Below are 15,381 nucleotides of genomic sequence, written 5' to 3'. Positions count from 1 at the left end.
CCCGCTACGACGCCAGACCAACGCTTGCCTGCATCATAAATTGCGCGCCAATAGGGCGTGTTGCGGCACCAATGGCGCGGGCCTTACTGCCGATGCTGCCCCCCTCGATACGGGGCAGGAACAGGCCGCGTGTGTCTTGGGTCACAACATAGCGGCGCACACGGCTGACAAGGTCATCACGGACGCGGGCAGGAAAGGCCCCATCGATCAGGATCGCCTCAAAATCGATGACCGAGCATGTCGACAACGCGGCCTTGGCAAGTTCCTGTGCAGTCTGGCCAAGCCATGGGTCCACATAGCGTGACAGGTTGTGCCAGCTGTCAGGGTCGGACCAAAGCTGCTGCGGATCAAGATCGACTTCTCGCAAACGCAGCTCTAACTGGTGGATCGATGCCATATCGACCAACTGCATACTTTCGCCGTTGGGACCGATGCTGCGCAGCGATCCGAGCGCGCCCGCATTTCCCTGCCGCCCTTCAAAGACCGAATTGTTCAATACGATCCCGCCGCCAATGAACGCGCCAATAAAGAAGTAGGCGTAGTCCCGAAATTCTTTACCCCGACCATATGTGTGTTCGGCCTGACAGGCCGCCGTTGCATCATTCAGAAGCAAGACAGGAAGCTGCGTGCGTAATTGTGCTTCTTCTTTCAGATCGATGCTTTCCCATGGTGCGAAGGCGGCTGATCTGTCCTTGGACGGGTCTGGCCAATTCCACATTTCAAAGGGGGCGGCGATCCCAAGGCCACAAATGCGCGCGGCATGTTCGGGATGCATCCCTGCCACGATACTGCGCACGCCATCTTCCAAAAAATCAAAAATATCGCGGGGAAAGGGGGCTGTGTAGGTCAGGTGCCGTTCTTCGCGCAGCCCCCCATGCAGATCAATAAGCACAAGCTCGGCAGACCTGCGACCGATCTTCAGACCGAAAGAAAACACACCGTCCGACGCCAACCGCATCGGGATAGACGGCTTGCCGACCTTGCCGCGCACCGGGTCTCCACGCTCAAGAATACCCTCCCCTTCAAGGCGGCGCAGGATGGCCGAAACCGTTGGCGGGGACAGTTCTGCCAACTTGGATAAATCACTCCCCGGCATCGGACCATTTCGCTGAAGCAAGGACAGCAACAGCCGTTCATTATGATCCCGAACCCCTTTCTGGCTCAGGCCTGTGCTGATCGATCTGATGAGTCCATCTTCCATGCCTTGCACCATAACAGCCCTCAAATGCAGGTAAATAGATTAATAAAAAAACTTAACTAATTAATTGACAGGTGGTTGGGAATCGGGTCACTTAAGGTCAAGCGACACGCTAACGCTGGTCGCATGAATTGTCAGAGTGGAGGCTCTGACACATAAATTGTCTGGGAGGACACCATGAAAAAGTTGCTTATCGGCACTGCGCTTGCCGCCATTACGTCTGCTGGTTCTGCTATGGCTGACGGCCATTCCGTTTCGGCATGTTTGATCACAAAAACCGACACCAACCCGTTCTTCGTCAAGATGCGTGAAGGCGCAGAAGCTGCGGCTGCCGAGGCGGGTATCACACTGCGCTCTTTCGCAGGTCAGGTGGACGGTGATCACGAAACACAAGTGGCCGCGATTGAAACATGCATTCTTGATGGTGCATCCGGTATTCTGCTGACCGCATCTGACACATCGTCGATTGTTGGCGCTGTGCAGCAGGCGCGTGACGCGGGCCTTCTGGTGATCGCGCTGGACACGCCGCTTGATCCTGTTGACGCAGCAGACGCGACGTTTGCCACAGACAACTTCCTTGCGGGCGAATTGATCGGTCAGTGGGCCGCGGCACAGCTTGGTGACGACGCTGCGAACGCAAAAATCGCAATGCTGGACCTTGCCGTATCCCAACCAACTGTCGGCGTTCTGCGCGATCAGGGCTTCTTGCAGGGCTTCGGCATTGATCTTGGTGATCCCAACAAATGGGGCGACGAAACCGATCCACGGATTGTTGGCAATGACGTGACCGCTGGCAACGAAGAAGGCGGGCGCACCGCGATGGAAAACCTCCTCGCTGTCGATCCTGAAATCAACGTGGTCTATACCATTAATGAGCCTGCCGCTGCGGGCGCATATGAGGCCCTGCGCGCCATTGGTCGTGAAAATGATGTTCTGATCGTCTCTGTCGATGGCGGCTGTCCCGGTGTTCAAAACATCGCCGATGGTGTGATCGGTGCCACATCGCAGCAGTATCCACTGCGTATGGCCGCCCTCGGGATTGAAGCAATTGCAGCGTTTGCAGCCGATGGCACATTGCCTGAAAACACACCGGGCAAGGACTTCTTTGACACGGGCGTTGCCCTGGTCACAGACCAGCCTGCAGAAGGTGTCGAAAGCATTTCCGTTGCCGAAGGCAAGGACCTGTGTTGGGGTTAATCCATACCTGCGGCATCTGACTGCAGATGCAACGCAAGGGGCGGGACAAACCCGCCCCTTTTTAGGATGTAGGACATGCTTCTACACGACATCAATTCCAGTGTGAGGGGATCGAACAATGTCACGCAATTCAGATGATTTTGAAGCGGCCATCAAACCACCAACGGCCGATACCGTCGCCGAATTCGCCGAACGCAAAGGGGCCATTGCAAGGCTGCAACATGCACTCCATGTGAACCCTGCGCTTGTCCCGCTTTTCGTTCTCCTTGTGTCCATTGTCCTATTCACGCTCCTTTTGGGATCGCGGTTCCTGTCGCCCTTTGCGCTGACGCTGATCCTGCAACAGGTGCAGATCGTCGGCATCGTGGCCGCCGCGCAAAGCCTCGTGATCCTGACCGCCGGCATCGACCTCAGCGTTGGCGCGATTGCCGTTCTGTCCAGCGTTATCATGGGGCAGTTTACCTTCCGTTATGGGGTCCCTGTGGAAATCGCAGTCGCAATTGGGCTCGCGTTCGGTACATTGATCGGCTCCATCAATGGCTGGCTTGTGGCCGTAATGAAACTGCCGCCCTTCATCGTCACACTTGGCATGTGGCAAATCGTTCTCGCCGCCAATTTCTTGTATTCGGCAAACGAAACCATCCGCAGTCAGGAGATCGAGGAAAACGCACCGCTTCTTCAATTTCTTGGCTCAACCTTCAAGGTGGGCGCCGACGAAACAGGCCGCGGGGGGGCGACATTCACCTATGGCGTCATCGCGATGGTTCTGATCTTTGCGTTCCTCGCCTATGCGCTCAAACATACCGCGTGGGGCCGCCACATCTATGCCGTGGGCGATGATCCCGATGCGGCACAACTGTCTGGCGTAAACGTCAAATTCACGCTGATTTCTGTCTATGCCGTCACAGGGTTCATCTGTGCCATCGCAGGTTGGGCCCTGATCGGGCGCATCGGATCTGTCAGCCCGACATCGGGGCAACTGCTGAACATCGAAAGCATCACAGCCGTGGTGATTGGCGGCATCTCGCTCTTTGGTGGGCGCGGATCCATCATGGGGCCGCTCTTTGGCGCCCTTATTGTTGGCGTGTTCACCCTTGGCCTTCGCCTTGCAGGGGCCGACGCGCAATGGACATTCCTTCTTATCGGCGCACTCATCATCGGTGCCGTCGCAGTCGATCAATGGATCAGAAAGGTCTCAGCATGACTTTGATGGAAAATATCGCCAACGGGTCGATAGACCCGATCCTCAAGGGCCGTGGTTTGGTCAAGCGGTATGGCAAGGTCACCGCCCTCGACCACTGCGATTTCGATCTCTACCCAGGTGAAATTCTCGCCGTAATCGGCGACAACGGCGCGGGTAAATCGTCCTTGATCAAAGCCATCTCGGGGGCCGTCGTCCCCGACGAAGGCGAAGTGTTTCTGGAAGGCAAGCCCGTCCACTTCACCTCGCCCATTGATGCCCGCAAGGAAGGGATCGAAACGGTCTACCAAACGCTGGCCATGTCGCCCGCGCTATCGATCGCCGACAACATGTTCATGGGCCGCGAAATTCGCAAACCGGGCTTTCGCGGAAAATGGCTGCGCCAACTCGATCGCACCAAGATGGAGCAGGTCGCGCGGGACAAACTGTCAGAGCTTGGATTGATGACGATCCAGAACATCAACCAAGCGGTCGAAACGCTTTCGGGCGGGCAACGTCAGGGTGTGGCTGTGGCCCGTGCGGCCGCCTTCGGCTCCAAAGTCATCATCTTGGACGAACCCACAGCGGCCCTTGGGGTCAAGGAATCCCGCCGTGTGTTGGAACTGATCCTCGATGTCCGCTCACGCGGGATTCCGATCATTCTGATCAGTCACAATATGCCACATGTGTTCGAGGTCGCAGACCGCATTCACGTGCACCGCCTTGGCAAACGCCTCTGTGTGATTGACCCCAAAGACTACACCATGTCGGATGCCGTGGCGTTTATGACAGGCGCCAAGGAAGCGCCGGTCTAACTTTGATCAAACCCGCGTCGCGCTGCGCCAGTGTCTGAATAAAGATATTGGCGCAGGCGCACCACTGGCCCGTTGTCAAACAGCATGGCGGCACGGCGTGTTTTGCACGTGCCGTACGTCTCAAACCGCATGCGCGCACCACGACCAATCCGCGCTTTGACCTGCCCGTCGACATTCGCAGCAGTTGCGCACTCAGCCAGAATAGGGTGAATGCTCTGCCGTCTCCCCTGCCCCCAGATTAACCTTAATATTTGATGAACCAGCCGTGCGAAGCGATTAAAATTCCGTTACACCACCGAACGTCTGACGCTGTGCCATACGCTCAGCAGACGCTCTGCCATACACGGGATGACTGGTTAATTTCGGTTAAGAAAGCTCACTGAAATGTGCAAAAAAAAGACCCCGACCGCGATGGCCGGGGCTAAGTCCAACAGGGAGGTGGTGCTTTAACCCAAGCACCCAGGGAACTCTTGCAACGGTTGTATGCCATGCCATACCGCGTGCGCTTTGACCTAGATCAACCGTTCAAACGGTAGCCGCCGCTTTCTGTTACCAGCAGGCGGGCGTTGCTGGTATCGGGCTCAATTTTCTGGCGCAGACGGTAAATATGGGTCTCCAGCGTGTGGGTCGTGACCCCCGCATTATAGCCCCAAACTTCGTGCAAAAGCACATCGCGGGCCACCACACCCTCGGGTGCGCGGTGCAGAAACTTCAAGATATTCGTTTCCTTTTCCGTCAGGCGGATTTTGCGCTCGTCCTCGGTGATCAGCATCTTTTGCGCAGGCTTGAACGTATATGGCCCCAGCGTAAATACAGCGTCCTCGGATTGCTCATGTGTGCGTAGTTGGGCGCGGATGCGGGCCAAAAGAACAGGGAATTTGAAGGGCTTAGTCACATAATCGTTCGCACCGGCATCCAGCCCCAGAATGGTGTCAGCGTCACTGTCGTGGCCTGTCAGCATCAGGATCGGGCATTTCACGCCTTGCTTGCGCATCAGGCGGCACAGCTCGCGACCATCTGTGTCGGGCAGACCCACATCAAGGATCACAAGGTCATAAAGCTCGTCTTTGGCTCGGTTCATCGCCTCGACGCCGTCACCCGCTTCGAACACGTCGAAGTCCTCGGTCATGATTAACTGTTCAGACAGCGCGTCGCGCAGGTCCTCGTCGTCATCAACCAACAGGATTTTCTTGAGTTGTGCCATGAATGGGCTCCCTTTCGTTCTGCTCACACTTGTGTTGTCTGGCAGGTTTGGGCAAGACTTGTAACACACCGCTCACAGGCTCGTGTCAAAACCCTTGTAAATGTTTCAGTTTCAGGCACATGAACAGGGTAGATTGTAACAAAAGAGCGCCCATGCCTTTCCACCCCACCCTAAAAGACCTCGTCACCCGCTCCCGCGCCGACCTCCGCAGCGGCCTGCCGGTGGTGGTTGTGGGTGAGCAGGCTTGGTTTGTATTCGCGGCAGAGACAATAGACCCGGATCGCCTAAAGACACTATACAGCTTTGCCGAGCAGGCATCTTTGGTGGTCACCGACAAAAGGGCACAGACACTGAAAGCACAGGTCTATGATGGTGACATCGCGCGACTGGTGTTGCCTAAGGAATGTAGCCTGAGGTGGGTGCATGCGGTCGCTGATCCCGCCAGCGATTTGGCAAACCCGATGAAAGGCCCTTTCAAATCACAACGTGGTGGTTCTGTGAGCACCCACCGCGCGGCCATCCGGCTTGTGAAATCTGCACGGCTGCTGCCTGCGGTGGTCATGGCGCCTGTTGATCATCATGACACCAGTGGTCTGACAGTGCTGCCCGCAGAGGCCATGCCAGAGGCTACAAAATCTGCCCATTATAGGGATGTGATCTCTGCCGCGCTTCCAATGGCGGTTTCGTCCAATGGGCGTGTTCATGTGTTTCGGCCTGACGACGGATCGGAAGAACACTACGCCATTGAGATCGGCACACCTGACCCACGCAAACCTGTCCTCACCCGGCTGCATTCGGCCTGTTTTACAGGGGATCTTCTAGGCTCGCTCAAGTGCGATTGTGGACCACAGTTGCGCGGCGCAATGGCACAAATGGGGGCTGAGGGCGCAGGTGTGCTGCTTTACCTTAACCAAGAAGGGCGCGGGATCGGGCTGGCCAATAAAATGCGGGCCTACAGCCTGCAAGATGAAGGTTTCGATACGGTAGAGGCAAACCATCGTCTTGGGTTTGAAGACGACGAGCGGGACTTCCGCATTGGTTCGGCGATCCTCAAGCGACTGGGTATTTCGGATGTCCGCCTGTTAACGAACAACCCTGCCAAAATCGCCCGCATGGAAGAAACTGGGATCAAGGTAAGCGAACGCGTGGCACTCAAACACGGGGAAAACCCCTTTAATGTAGAGTATTTGCGCACCAAAGCCGCAAAATCGGGGCATCTTCTGTGATGCGGCACACAACGCCCGAAGACCTTGTTCTGACGCCCAAAGGGGTGCGATTTTGGAATCGCCACTTCCCCTGCACAATCGGCAAATCAGGTGTAACAGACAACAAACGCGAGGGGGACGGTGCAACGCCGCGCGGCATTCACGGCATTGTAGGGATGCTGTATCGCCCCGACAGGATGGACAAGCCAACCGATTGGGCCGTGCCGATAAAACCGGGTGATCTGTGGTCGGATGATCCGCATCACGAAGACTACAATCTTATGGTGCGTGCGCCTTATCCGCATAGCCATGAACGGTTGCGCCGCGCGGATCCGCTTTATGATCTTGTGGTGCTTACAGATTGGAACTGGCCGCGCGCGGAATATAAAGCAGGGTCTGCGATTTTTATTCACGCATGGCGCAGACAGGGCTATCCGACCGAAGGGTGCGTGGCGTTTCGGCCAGATCATCTGTGGTGGATTGCACAGCGGATCACCTATCGCACACGGCTTGTGGTGCCCTAGCCGTAGTCGCGTTCGCCAAAGATAGCCGACCCTACACGGACGTGGGTTGCACCAAGAGCGATGGCGCTTTCGAAATCACCGCTCATTCCCATCGACAGGCCTGCCAGGCCGTTGCGTTCGGCAATCTTGGCCAAGAGCGCAAAGTGCAATGATGGTTCTTCGTGCGCAGGCGGCAGACACATGAGGCCCTTTACCGGCAGGTCCATCGCGCGGCAGTCGGCGATGAACGCATCGGCGTCAGACGGGATCACACCGGCCTTTTGCGGCTCTTCGCCCGTGTTGACCTGGATGAACAAATCGGGGCAGGCGCCCGTTTCTTGGGCAAGCCGCGCAAGAGTTTTGGCAAGTTTTGGGCGGTCAACGGAATGTATCGCGTCGAACAGCTCGATCGCTTGGCGTGCCTTGTTGGTTTGCAACGGGCCGATCAAATCGACCTTCACATCCTCGAACGCTGCGCGAAAATCGGGCCATTTGCCCGCGGCTTCCTGCACTTTGTTTTCGCCGAAATGACGGTGGCCTTGGCTTAGCACGGCTTGGACGCGTTCATTGGGCTGGACTTTGGACACTGCAATCAAATGCACATCCGCGCGGTCGCGTCCCGCGGCGATGCAGGCTTGGTCTATACGCGCTTCAATCTCAGTCAGGGACATGGATGCCTCTCTTTTCCAATGCGTCTAGCAATGGATTTATAGCGTCGCCGTAGCGTTGCCATGCTTTTTGCGATGATTTGTAAATCGGCTGCCGGACTTGTGCCAAGCTGAGGGTTTTGACCGAGGTTTTCGACTTATGAAAATCGAGGCATCGGTCCTCCCAGTCCAGCCCCGCTGCGGCAATCAAGGCCCGCGATTGGGGTTCTGGGTCTGCGACAAGTGCGTCGTAATCCGCTTCATAAATCGCCTCTGGCATCTTGGTTTTCCAGAACTCTACCATATCGACAAAGCTGGCATATTCATGGGCCAAAGTGTCGAAATCATAGGCATAGCGATGTGTGCCTTGATCAAAGAAATTGCGATAGATCGACAAAAGTGTATCGCGCGGATCGCGGCGCACGATGATGAATTTGGCGTTCGGCATGATCTGTTTCACAACGCCAAGGCATAGATAGGTGCCGATGGATTTATCAACTGTCCGCTGCGCTTTGGGCGCGCGGATGGCGACGTCGGACAGATAGCCCTCGGCAACCACTTTGCGCAGTTTGTCCGAAACATCATTGAGGTGATGGAAGGTTTTGCCATTTTGCAACAGGCGCTGGACGCGGGTGCGCATAAAGCCTGTCTCGCCCAGGCTGGTGACGTTGGAATGGGCTGCGATGATTTGTTCAATGAGGGTCGTGCCAGACCGCGGCATCCCCGTCACGAAAATCGGGGCGTCCTCAACGGCATCGGGCAGGGGCACTGTATAGTCCACATCTGACTGGGCTGCCTGATAGGACTGGATCGAGCGGGTGCGCGCTTGGGGATCATAGGGGTATGCGGTTTTGGCGCGGGCATTGGCCTTCTGGAGGTATTCGAAGGATTTGGCGTATTGACCGATATCTTCGAATGCCTTGGCGAGACCGAATTCAAGTTGTGCGCGCGACAGGTCGTCTTCCAGTGCATCAGGGTTCACGCTTAGCATTTTGGAGAGTTGCTCATCCCCTTCGCTGAACGTGTGTGACATTGACAGGAGGCGGTAAAGGCGGCCATCGTGGGGCCGCTGCTTGAGTGCCTTGCGCAAATAGACCTTGGCCTTTTTGAAGTCCCCAGACCGTTGGTGGGCTTGGATCAAGCAACTGATGGTCGGATAGGAATTGGGGTTGAGGCGTTCGGCCTTGCCCAGTGCCTTCAGCGCCTCTGCATCGCGGTTTTCATTGAGCAGGGCCGCGCCGTATTTTGTCCAGACCACAGGCTCGCGTGGCATCAGCTTTGCTGCCACAGCAAAGTGGTTGAGTGCAGTCAGCCCGTTTTTGCGCGCGTTTTCGATCATTCCCATCTGCAGGTGCGTGGGGCCGTGGGAGGGGGCTGCTTTCAAAACGGCTTGGAAAATAGCGTAGGCTTTATCAACCTGTTTGGCAGCAATGGCGCGCATTCCGTTGTCATAGGCACGCTGCAATTTCATTTGTAGGTCTTTGTCCACGGCGCTGCCCCTTTGCGATTGCCATATTGCAATCGGTATCGCGCAGCGCGGCCCAAAAGAAAAGAGCGCACCCGAAGGTACGCTCTTCCCTGTAAATAGTCGGTAGTGACTTAAGCTTAGAAGCTCAGAGCCAGACCAAGCGACCACTTGTCTTCGTTGCCAGTAGCAGCTGTGTCGTTCGATGCGTAACCGAACTGTGCAACTGCACCGCCACCGAGGTCGTAGTTAGCTACGAGACCAACGCCCGAAACCGAAGTGTTCGAAACTTTGTCGTCGTATTCACCCCAGTTAACACCAACTGTCAGAGCGTCCATTGTGTAGGAAACGCCCAGACCAAGGTGGTCTACGTCAACTGTGCTAGCATCATCTTCAACGTTCGAGTAGTTGAATACTACGCCAACACCGTTTGCCAGTGTTGCAGCAGCCGACAGGCCGATTGCGTCAAAATTTGTACCTGTGCCAGCTACGCCACCAGTTTGGTAGCCAAGGCCCAGATCAACAGTTGTGCCGCCAAGGTCCAGAGCGTATTTCACGCCAAGGCCGATGACTTCGTCAAGGTTAGCCGATGCGTTGGTTGTACCAACTACGCCACCACCGTTGTCGTCCATTTGCATGGCCGAAACAGCAACCGAGAACGCGTCGAATGAATATTCGTAACGCAGGATCTGGCCGTCGTTGTCACCCAGACCGTCGTGGTAACCGTTGCCGTTTGCACCGTCGTGTGATGTATGCTCGTCACCAAGCGAACCACCAACCCAAGTTTCGGTCATGGCCCAGTCCAGAGCGCCGTCTGTGTCGCCCAGAGTTACTGTACCGAAGCCGCCCGAAACGAAGATAGCGATGCCGCCATCGTCAGCGTTGTTTTGTGTGGCTGCGCCAGCTGCTTCGTCCAAGTCCAGAGCTGCACCGAACGACAAACCGCCGTCAGTTTCGCCTGTCATTGTCAGTGTAGCGTCGATGTCTGTGAAGAACTGCACGTCGTTTGTGCCGTCGTCGAACAGACCCATTTCGGCAAAACCAGTTACCGAAACTTCAGCAGCTGCGACGCCTGCAGTGGCGACCAGAGCTGTTGTTGCAAAGAGAATCTTTTTCATCTCGATTTTTCCCTCGTTATAAAAAGGTGCACCTCAACACAGGGGAATCCGTGTTGATGTATGCCGCTGTGTCGCTTGTAAGCCCGATCATTGCAAGAAAGCCGTTTGGGTGCGTGGCGAACTAGCGACAGCGTGGTGCATCTTTGCCACAACACCCCCGATCAAGGCCCGCACGCCCCGCAAACATGGCCAAAATGTGGCAACGCCTGCCCTTTTCAATTTGGCTTGTGGCGCAAGGGCCGCCCCGTTACATAATGTCTAGGACCCAATGACTTGAGGCTAGGCAGATAATGCAGCGCGCAAATATGTTGAAATATAGCCTTTTCGCAGGCGTGGCCTTTGCTTTGTCAGCCTGTGGCACGTTTTCAGACATTCGTGATCCCAATAATGCGGCAGATGAAGATGCCATTCCTGACGGGTTTATTGAAGAGCGCGAAAGCACGATTTGGGACCTGTTCCAGAATAACGACGACCCGAATGTGACCGTTGAGGTCAACAAGTATCTTTGGAATGCGTCGCTGGATGTATTGAACTTCCTGCCCATTCAGGGTGCTGATCCGTTTACCGGCCTGATTGTCACGGGCTTTGGCACCCCCCCGGGTGGCAGCCGCGCCTATCGCGCCACAATTTTCATTCGCGACCCCGCCTTGGATGCGCGCAGCATCAACGTCTCACTGCAAACCCGAAGTGGGCCCGCCGATGTGGATACGGTGCGCGCCATTGAAGATGCGATCATGACACGTGCGCGGCAGCTTCGGATCGCAGACAGTCGCCTCTAGCCAATTTGCCCAACGGGCAGTATCACCACGCCGGGCGCTTATCTGCCCGGCGTTTGTATTTCTAAAGGATCACATCGATGGATCGCTACACCCCGTCCGAGATTGAAGCAAAGTGGCAAAAGGCATGGGCTGATGCGGATGTCTTCAAGGCCACCCGTGACGGCGGCAAGCCCAAGTATTACGTGCTTGAGATGTTTCCCTACCCCTCTGGCAATCTGCACATGGGGCATGTGCGCAACTACACCATGGGCGATGTGATCGCGCGGTATAAGATGTCGACCGGCCACAATGTGCTGCACCCGATGGGGTGGGATGCCTTCGGGATGCCCGCCGAAAATGCGGCGATGGCCTCGGGCGGTCACCCAAAAGACTGGACCTATGGCAACATTGCGCAGATGCGCGAACAGATGAAACCGCTTGGGCTGTCAATCGACTGGAGCCGCGAATTTGCGACCTGCGATCCCGAGTATTACGGCCAGCAACAGGCACTTTTCCTTGATATGCTGGCGTCTGATCTGGTGTATCGCAAAAATGCGGTGGTGAATTGGGACCCCGTCGACATGACCGTGCTGGCCAATGAGCAGGTGATTGACGGCAAGGGCTGGCGCTCTGGCGCAGAGGTGGAACGCCGCGAGCTGACGCAGTGGTTCTTTAAGATCAGCGATATGGCAGGTGAGTTGCGCGACGCGCTAGAAGGTCTGGACAATTGGCCTGCAAAGGTGCGGTTGATGCAGGAAAACTGGATCGGCCAGTCGCGCGGCCTTCAGTTTAGCTTTTCGCTGATCAACGGCCCGGATGGGCATGACGGGGTCGAGGTTTACACAACGCGGCCCGACACTTTGCTTGGTGCATCCTTTGTTGGCATTTCGCCTGATCATCCTCTGGCCAAACAACTTGAGGCCGACAACCCGGATTTGGCTGCTTTCAATGCAGAGTGTCGCAAGGGCGGCACGACGGAAGAGGCGCTAGAGAAGGCCGACAAGAAGGGCTTTGATACAGGCCTGCGTGTGCGCCATCCGTTCGATACCTCTTGGGAATTGCCCGTTTATGTGGCCAACTTCATTCTGATGGACTATGGCACTGGCGCGATTTTCGGCTGCCCTGCGCATGATCAACGCGACTTTGACTTTGCAACGAAATACGATTTGCCCATCACGGCCGTATATCTGGAAGCCGAAGACAGCGCCCCCGATCTGCAAGAGGCCTTTGTTCCGCCAAAATCGGACAAGGTGTTTTATGCCAAAGGGTTCGCGGGCGAGCCTGTGCAAACAGGCGATGAAGCCGTTGAAGCCGCAATCGCTTTTTGTGAAGCGCAGGGCGTCGGCCAAGGCAAAACGCAGTATCGCTTGCGCGACTGGGGGCTAAGCCGTCAACGGTATTGGGGCTGCCCTATCCCTGTGGTGCACTGTGCTGATTGTGGCGTGGTTCCCGAAAAGAAAGAGAACTTGCCGATCACGCTGCCTGATGATGTCAGTTTTGATATCCCCGGCAATCCATTGGACCGCCATCCCACGTGGCGCGACTGCACCTGCCCGTCTTGTGGCAAGCCTGCGCAGCGTGAAACAGACACGATGGACACCTTCGTCGACAGCTCTTGGTATTATGCCCGGTTCACAAGCCCGCAGGCGGACACACCAACGGATCTGGCCGAGGCCGCGTACTGGATGAACGTCGATCAATATATCGGCGGGATCGAGCATGCGATCTTGCACCTTTTGTATTCGCGCTTCTTTGCCCGCGCGATGCACATCACGGGCCACTTGCCTGCGAGCGCCATCGAGCCTTTTGATGCTTTGTTCACACAAGGCATGGTGACCCACGAGATTTACCAGACCAAAGACGCAAAGGGCCGCCCTGTCTATCACCTGCCCGAGGACGTCACGGATGGCAAACTGGTCGATGGGACGGAAGTCGAGATTATTCCTTCGGCCAAAATGTCGAAGTCAAAGAAGAACGTGGTTGATCCCCGCTCGATCGTCGAGGCCTATGGCGCGGATACCGCGCGTTGGTTTGTTCTGTCAGACAGCCCACCCGAACGAGATGTGGAATGGACAGCATCAGGTGCCGAAGCGACATCGAAGTTCTTGGGGCGCGTTTGGCGCCTGACCCAAGAGATTGCCAGCTCTGAAGCCCCACAAAACGACGCAGACCAAGGGCTTTTGCGCGACATGCACAAAGCGATCTTTGAGGTGACGCAGGGCGTCGAAAGCTTTGGCTTTAACGCGGCGATTGCAAAGATCTATGGGTTTGTGAACGCACTGGCCAAGTCAAAGGCAGGCGCCCAAGCCAAACGCGAGGCCGCCAAGACATTGGCCCAACTGATGTCGCCAATGACCCCGCATCTTGCCGAGGATATGTGGGCGACCCTTGGTGGCGAAGGGCTGGTTTTGCATGCCGCTTGGCCTGTCGCAGATGACGCGATGTTGGTTGAGGATACAGTGACCTTGCCGATCCAGATCAACGGCAAGCGGCGTTCTGAAATATCGGTTCCCAAAGACATGCCGAAAGAAGAGGTTGAAAAGCTGGTTCTGGCAGACAAAGCTGTGGTGAAGGCTTTGGACGGTGGCACGCCCAAAAAACTTATCGTGGTGCCGGGACGGATTGTGAATGTCGTTATTTGATCGCAGAGCTGTTTTGACAGGCGCACTCGCTTTGGTGGCGGGATGCGGCTTTCGGCCTGTGCTGGACAGTGAAGTGCCTTTTCGCGGCGCGGTTCGCTTTTTCGATCCCAAGACGCGCACGGATTTCGTTTTGCGCAATGCGCTCGAAGATCGGATCGGCACACCGAACGCGCCGCGATATGCCCTGAGTATTTCGACGGTGATTTCAGAAGATGGCATTGCAATCACATCTGACCAAGTGACAACCCAGTTTAATGTGATTGGCAAAGTCGACTACACCTTACGCGATTTGACGACAGACGCGGTCGTCAGTCAGGGAAGCGTCGACAACTTCACAAGTTATTCCACCACGGGAACAACGGTTGCGACTGAAACCGCTGAGCGCGATGCGATCGATCGGTTGATGGTCATCCTTGCCGATCAGATCACCGCACGCCTTTTGGTCAGCCTGGCATGAAACTGTCGCCCCGCGATGCCGACGGGTTTTTCCGCAGGCCTGATACAAGCAAGGCAGGGGTGCTTATTTATGGCCTCGACCCCATGCGCATCGCCATCAAACGTCAGCAGATTATACCTGCCTTGATTGGTCCAAACGGCGAAGAAGAGATGCGGCTTACGCGCATGTCTGGCGCTGAACTGCGCAAGGACCCTGCGATGCTTTTGGATGCGCTAAAGGCCATCAGTTTTTTCCCGGGCCCGCGCGTGGCTTTTGTGGAAGACGCCAATGATCAAGCGGCGCCTGCCATTCTTGCAGCCCTTGAAGACTGGTCAGAGGGCGACGCACATCTGATTGTGACCGCTGGAAACCTCAAACCGACATCAAAGATTCGCAAAGCGTTTGAGGCACATAAAAATGCCTACGCCGCTGCGATTTATGACAACCCACCCACGCGGGAAGAGATTGAACGGGCTTTGAAGGACGCAGGTCTGACATCACTGGACCGTGACGCGATGGAGCAGTTGACGGGATTGGCACAAGAAATCGAGCCCGGTGATTTTCGTCAGACGCTTGAAAAGCTCACGCTTTACAAACGCGGCGATACCACACCCGTCACGTTTGATGATATCACCGCCTGCGCACCAACTTCGACAGAAGCTGCGTTGGATGATGTTTTGCATATCGTTGCGGAGGCGCGAAGCGACCAGATTGGACCCGTTTTGCGCAAATTGCAGAGCCAAGGTGTGCAGCCGGTGGGCCTGTGCATCGGGGCAACCCGTCATTTTCGGACGCTTCATGCCACGGCTGTGAACCCCAACAGCCTGTGGATCAAAGGCCCCAAAGGCGACCGCCTGCGGCGACAGTCACAGGCGTGGGGCAAAGCCAAGCTAGAGCAGGCGCTTGAGGTTTTGCTGGATACGGATTTGCAGCTTAGATCGGCCGCACAAGCCCCACAAATGGCTTTGATGGAGCGGGCGCTTATTCGGTTGGCAATGTTGGGAAGGCGATAA

At 56.1% G+C, this 15,381-nt stretch carries 15 protein-coding genes; 9 read left to right on the top strand and 6 right to left on the bottom strand.

Going from position 1 to position 15,381, the window contains the following annotated elements; all coding sequences use genetic code 11:
• Positions 1-4: 4 nt before the first annotated feature.
• Entirely contained in the window at positions 5-1,201 is a 1,197-nt protein-coding gene (locus L1065_RS08540) for an ROK family transcriptional regulator (protein ID WP_237095040.1), read from the bottom strand.
• Between the two features lie 174 nt (positions 1,202-1,375).
• Between L1065_RS08540 and L1065_RS08535 the strand changes: the two genes are divergently transcribed.
• The 3 genes from L1065_RS08535 to L1065_RS08525 all read left to right on the top strand — a co-directional run bounded on the left by L1065_RS08535 (position 1,376) and on the right by L1065_RS08525 (position 4,390).
• Complete coding sequence (locus L1065_RS08535; protein ID WP_237095039.1) at positions 1,376-2,395, top strand: sugar ABC transporter substrate-binding protein; 1,020 nt, start codon at positions 1,376-1,378, stop codon at positions 2,393-2,395.
• Between the two features lie 118 nt (positions 2,396-2,513).
• On the top strand, positions 2,514-3,599 hold the full coding sequence (locus L1065_RS08530; RefSeq protein WP_237095038.1) for an ABC transporter permease: 1,086 nt from the start codon (positions 2,514-2,516) through the stop codon (positions 3,597-3,599).
• A gap of 29 nt (positions 3,600-3,628) precedes the next feature.
• Positions 3,629-4,390 (top strand): ATP-binding cassette domain-containing protein, encoded by a 762-nt coding sequence (locus tag L1065_RS08525; RefSeq protein WP_370641161.1) that lies wholly within the window; start codon positions 3,629-3,631, stop codon positions 4,388-4,390.
• Here the strand turns inward: L1065_RS08525 and L1065_RS15835 are convergent.
• Positions 4,387-4,521 carry a hypothetical protein gene (locus L1065_RS15835; RefSeq protein WP_255766360.1) on the bottom strand — a complete coding sequence of 45 codons (135 nt, stop codon included), beginning with the start codon at positions 4,519-4,521 and terminating at the stop codon, positions 4,387-4,389. The two genes, L1065_RS08525 and L1065_RS15835, sit on opposite strands and share 4 nt — an antisense overlap.
• 386 nt (positions 4,522-4,907) lie before the next feature.
• A complete protein-coding gene (locus tag L1065_RS08520) occupies positions 4,908-5,594 on the bottom strand; it encodes a response regulator transcription factor (RefSeq protein ID WP_237095036.1) in 687 nt (228 codons plus the stop codon).
• Between the two features lie 152 nt (positions 5,595-5,746).
• On the opposite strand from L1065_RS08520, the gene ribA reads away from it, so the two are divergent.
• Both ribA and L1065_RS08510 read left to right on the top strand, forming a co-directional pair.
• Entirely contained in the window at positions 5,747-6,820 is a 1,074-nt protein-coding gene (ribA, locus tag L1065_RS08515) for a GTP cyclohydrolase II (RefSeq protein ID WP_237095035.1), read from the top strand.
• Positions 6,820-7,323 (top strand): L,D-transpeptidase, encoded by a 504-nt coding sequence (locus L1065_RS08510; RefSeq protein WP_237095034.1) that lies wholly within the window; start codon positions 6,820-6,822, stop codon positions 7,321-7,323. Before ribA ends, L1065_RS08510 begins: the two co-directional genes overlap by 1 nt.
• On the opposite strand, the gene L1065_RS08505 is transcribed toward L1065_RS08510, so the two are convergent.
• From L1065_RS08505 to L1065_RS08495, 3 genes are all read right to left on the bottom strand, one after another.
• Positions 7,320-7,973, bottom strand: coding sequence for a YggS family pyridoxal phosphate-dependent enzyme (locus L1065_RS08505; RefSeq protein ID WP_237095033.1), 654 nt, complete (start codon positions 7,971-7,973; stop codon positions 7,320-7,322). The two genes, L1065_RS08510 and L1065_RS08505, sit on opposite strands and share 4 nt — an antisense overlap.
• Entirely contained in the window at positions 7,960-9,438 is a 1,479-nt protein-coding gene (locus L1065_RS15770; protein ID WP_237095032.1) for a sulfotransferase, read from the bottom strand. Before L1065_RS15770 ends, L1065_RS08505 begins: the two co-directional genes overlap by 14 nt.
• Positions 9,439-9,554: 116 nt before the next feature.
• Entirely contained in the window at positions 9,555-10,532 is a 978-nt protein-coding gene (locus tag L1065_RS08495) for a porin (protein ID WP_237095031.1), read from the bottom strand.
• Between the two features lie 305 nt (positions 10,533-10,837).
• Between L1065_RS08495 and L1065_RS08490 the strand changes: the two genes are divergently transcribed.
• From L1065_RS08490 to holA, 4 genes are all read left to right on the top strand, one after another.
• A complete protein-coding gene (locus L1065_RS08490) occupies positions 10,838-11,311 on the top strand; it encodes a DUF3576 domain-containing protein (RefSeq protein WP_237095030.1) in 474 nt (157 codons plus the stop codon).
• Between the two features lie 77 nt (positions 11,312-11,388).
• Positions 11,389-13,932 carry a leucine--tRNA ligase gene (gene leuS / locus L1065_RS08485; RefSeq protein ID WP_237095029.1) on the top strand — a complete coding sequence of 848 codons (2,544 nt, stop codon included), beginning with the start codon at positions 11,389-11,391 and terminating at the stop codon, positions 13,930-13,932.
• The gene (gene lptE / locus L1065_RS08480) at positions 13,919-14,389 is read left to right on the top strand and encodes an LPS assembly lipoprotein LptE (protein WP_237095028.1); all 471 of its coding nucleotides are present in this window, start codon (positions 13,919-13,921) and stop codon (positions 14,387-14,389) included. The genes leuS and lptE overlap by 14 nt, the downstream gene beginning before the upstream one ends.
• On the top strand, positions 14,386-15,381 hold the full coding sequence (gene holA, locus L1065_RS08475) for a DNA polymerase III subunit delta (RefSeq protein WP_237095027.1): 996 nt from the start codon (positions 14,386-14,388) through the stop codon (positions 15,379-15,381). The genes lptE and holA overlap by 4 nt, the downstream gene beginning before the upstream one ends.

It is taken from the genome of Nereida sp. MMG025 (genome assembly GCF_021654165.1).
Taxonomy (GTDB): Bacteria; Pseudomonadota; Alphaproteobacteria; order Rhodobacterales; family Rhodobacteraceae; genus Nereida.
The sequence above is the reverse complement of the archived record's forward strand: the minus strand, read 5'-3'. Positions and strand labels throughout refer to the sequence as shown.

Excerpts from the sequence above, each read along its gene's own strand:
- L1065_RS08540 (WP_237095040.1), bottom strand. The coding sequence starts at position 1,201 with ATGGAAGATGGACTCATCAGATCGATCAGCACAGGCCTGAGCCAGAAA.
- L1065_RS08535 (WP_237095039.1), top strand. The coding sequence starts at position 1,376 with ATGAAAAAGTTGCTTATCGGCACTGCGCTTGCCGCCATTACGTCTGCT.
- L1065_RS08530 (WP_237095038.1), top strand. The coding sequence starts at position 2,514 with ATGTCACGCAATTCAGATGATTTTGAAGCGGCCATCAAACCACCAACG.
- L1065_RS15835 (WP_255766360.1), bottom strand. The coding sequence starts at position 4,521 with ATGCGGTTTGAGACGTACGGCACGTGCAAAACACGCCGTGCCGCCATG.
- L1065_RS08520 (WP_237095036.1), bottom strand. The coding sequence starts at position 5,594 with ATGGCACAACTCAAGAAAATCCTGTTGGTTGATGACGACGAGGACCTG.
- ribA (WP_237095035.1), top strand. The coding sequence starts at position 5,747 with ATGCCTTTCCACCCCACCCTAAAAGACCTCGTCACCCGCTCCCGCGCC.
- L1065_RS08510 (WP_237095034.1), top strand. The coding sequence starts at position 6,820 with ATGCGGCACACAACGCCCGAAGACCTTGTTCTGACGCCCAAAGGGGTG.
- L1065_RS08505 (WP_237095033.1), bottom strand. The coding sequence starts at position 7,973 with ATGTCCCTGACTGAGATTGAAGCGCGTATAGACCAAGCCTGCATCGCC.
- L1065_RS08495 (WP_237095031.1), bottom strand. The coding sequence starts at position 10,532 with ATGAAAAAGATTCTCTTTGCAACAACAGCTCTGGTCGCCACTGCAGGC.
- L1065_RS08490 (WP_237095030.1), top strand. The coding sequence starts at position 10,838 with ATGTTGAAATATAGCCTTTTCGCAGGCGTGGCCTTTGCTTTGTCAGCC.
- leuS (WP_237095029.1), top strand. The coding sequence starts at position 11,389 with ATGGATCGCTACACCCCGTCCGAGATTGAAGCAAAGTGGCAAAAGGCA.
- lptE (WP_237095028.1), top strand. The coding sequence starts at position 13,919 with ATGTCGTTATTTGATCGCAGAGCTGTTTTGACAGGCGCACTCGCTTTG.
- holA (WP_237095027.1), top strand. The coding sequence starts at position 14,386 with ATGAAACTGTCGCCCCGCGATGCCGACGGGTTTTTCCGCAGGCCTGAT.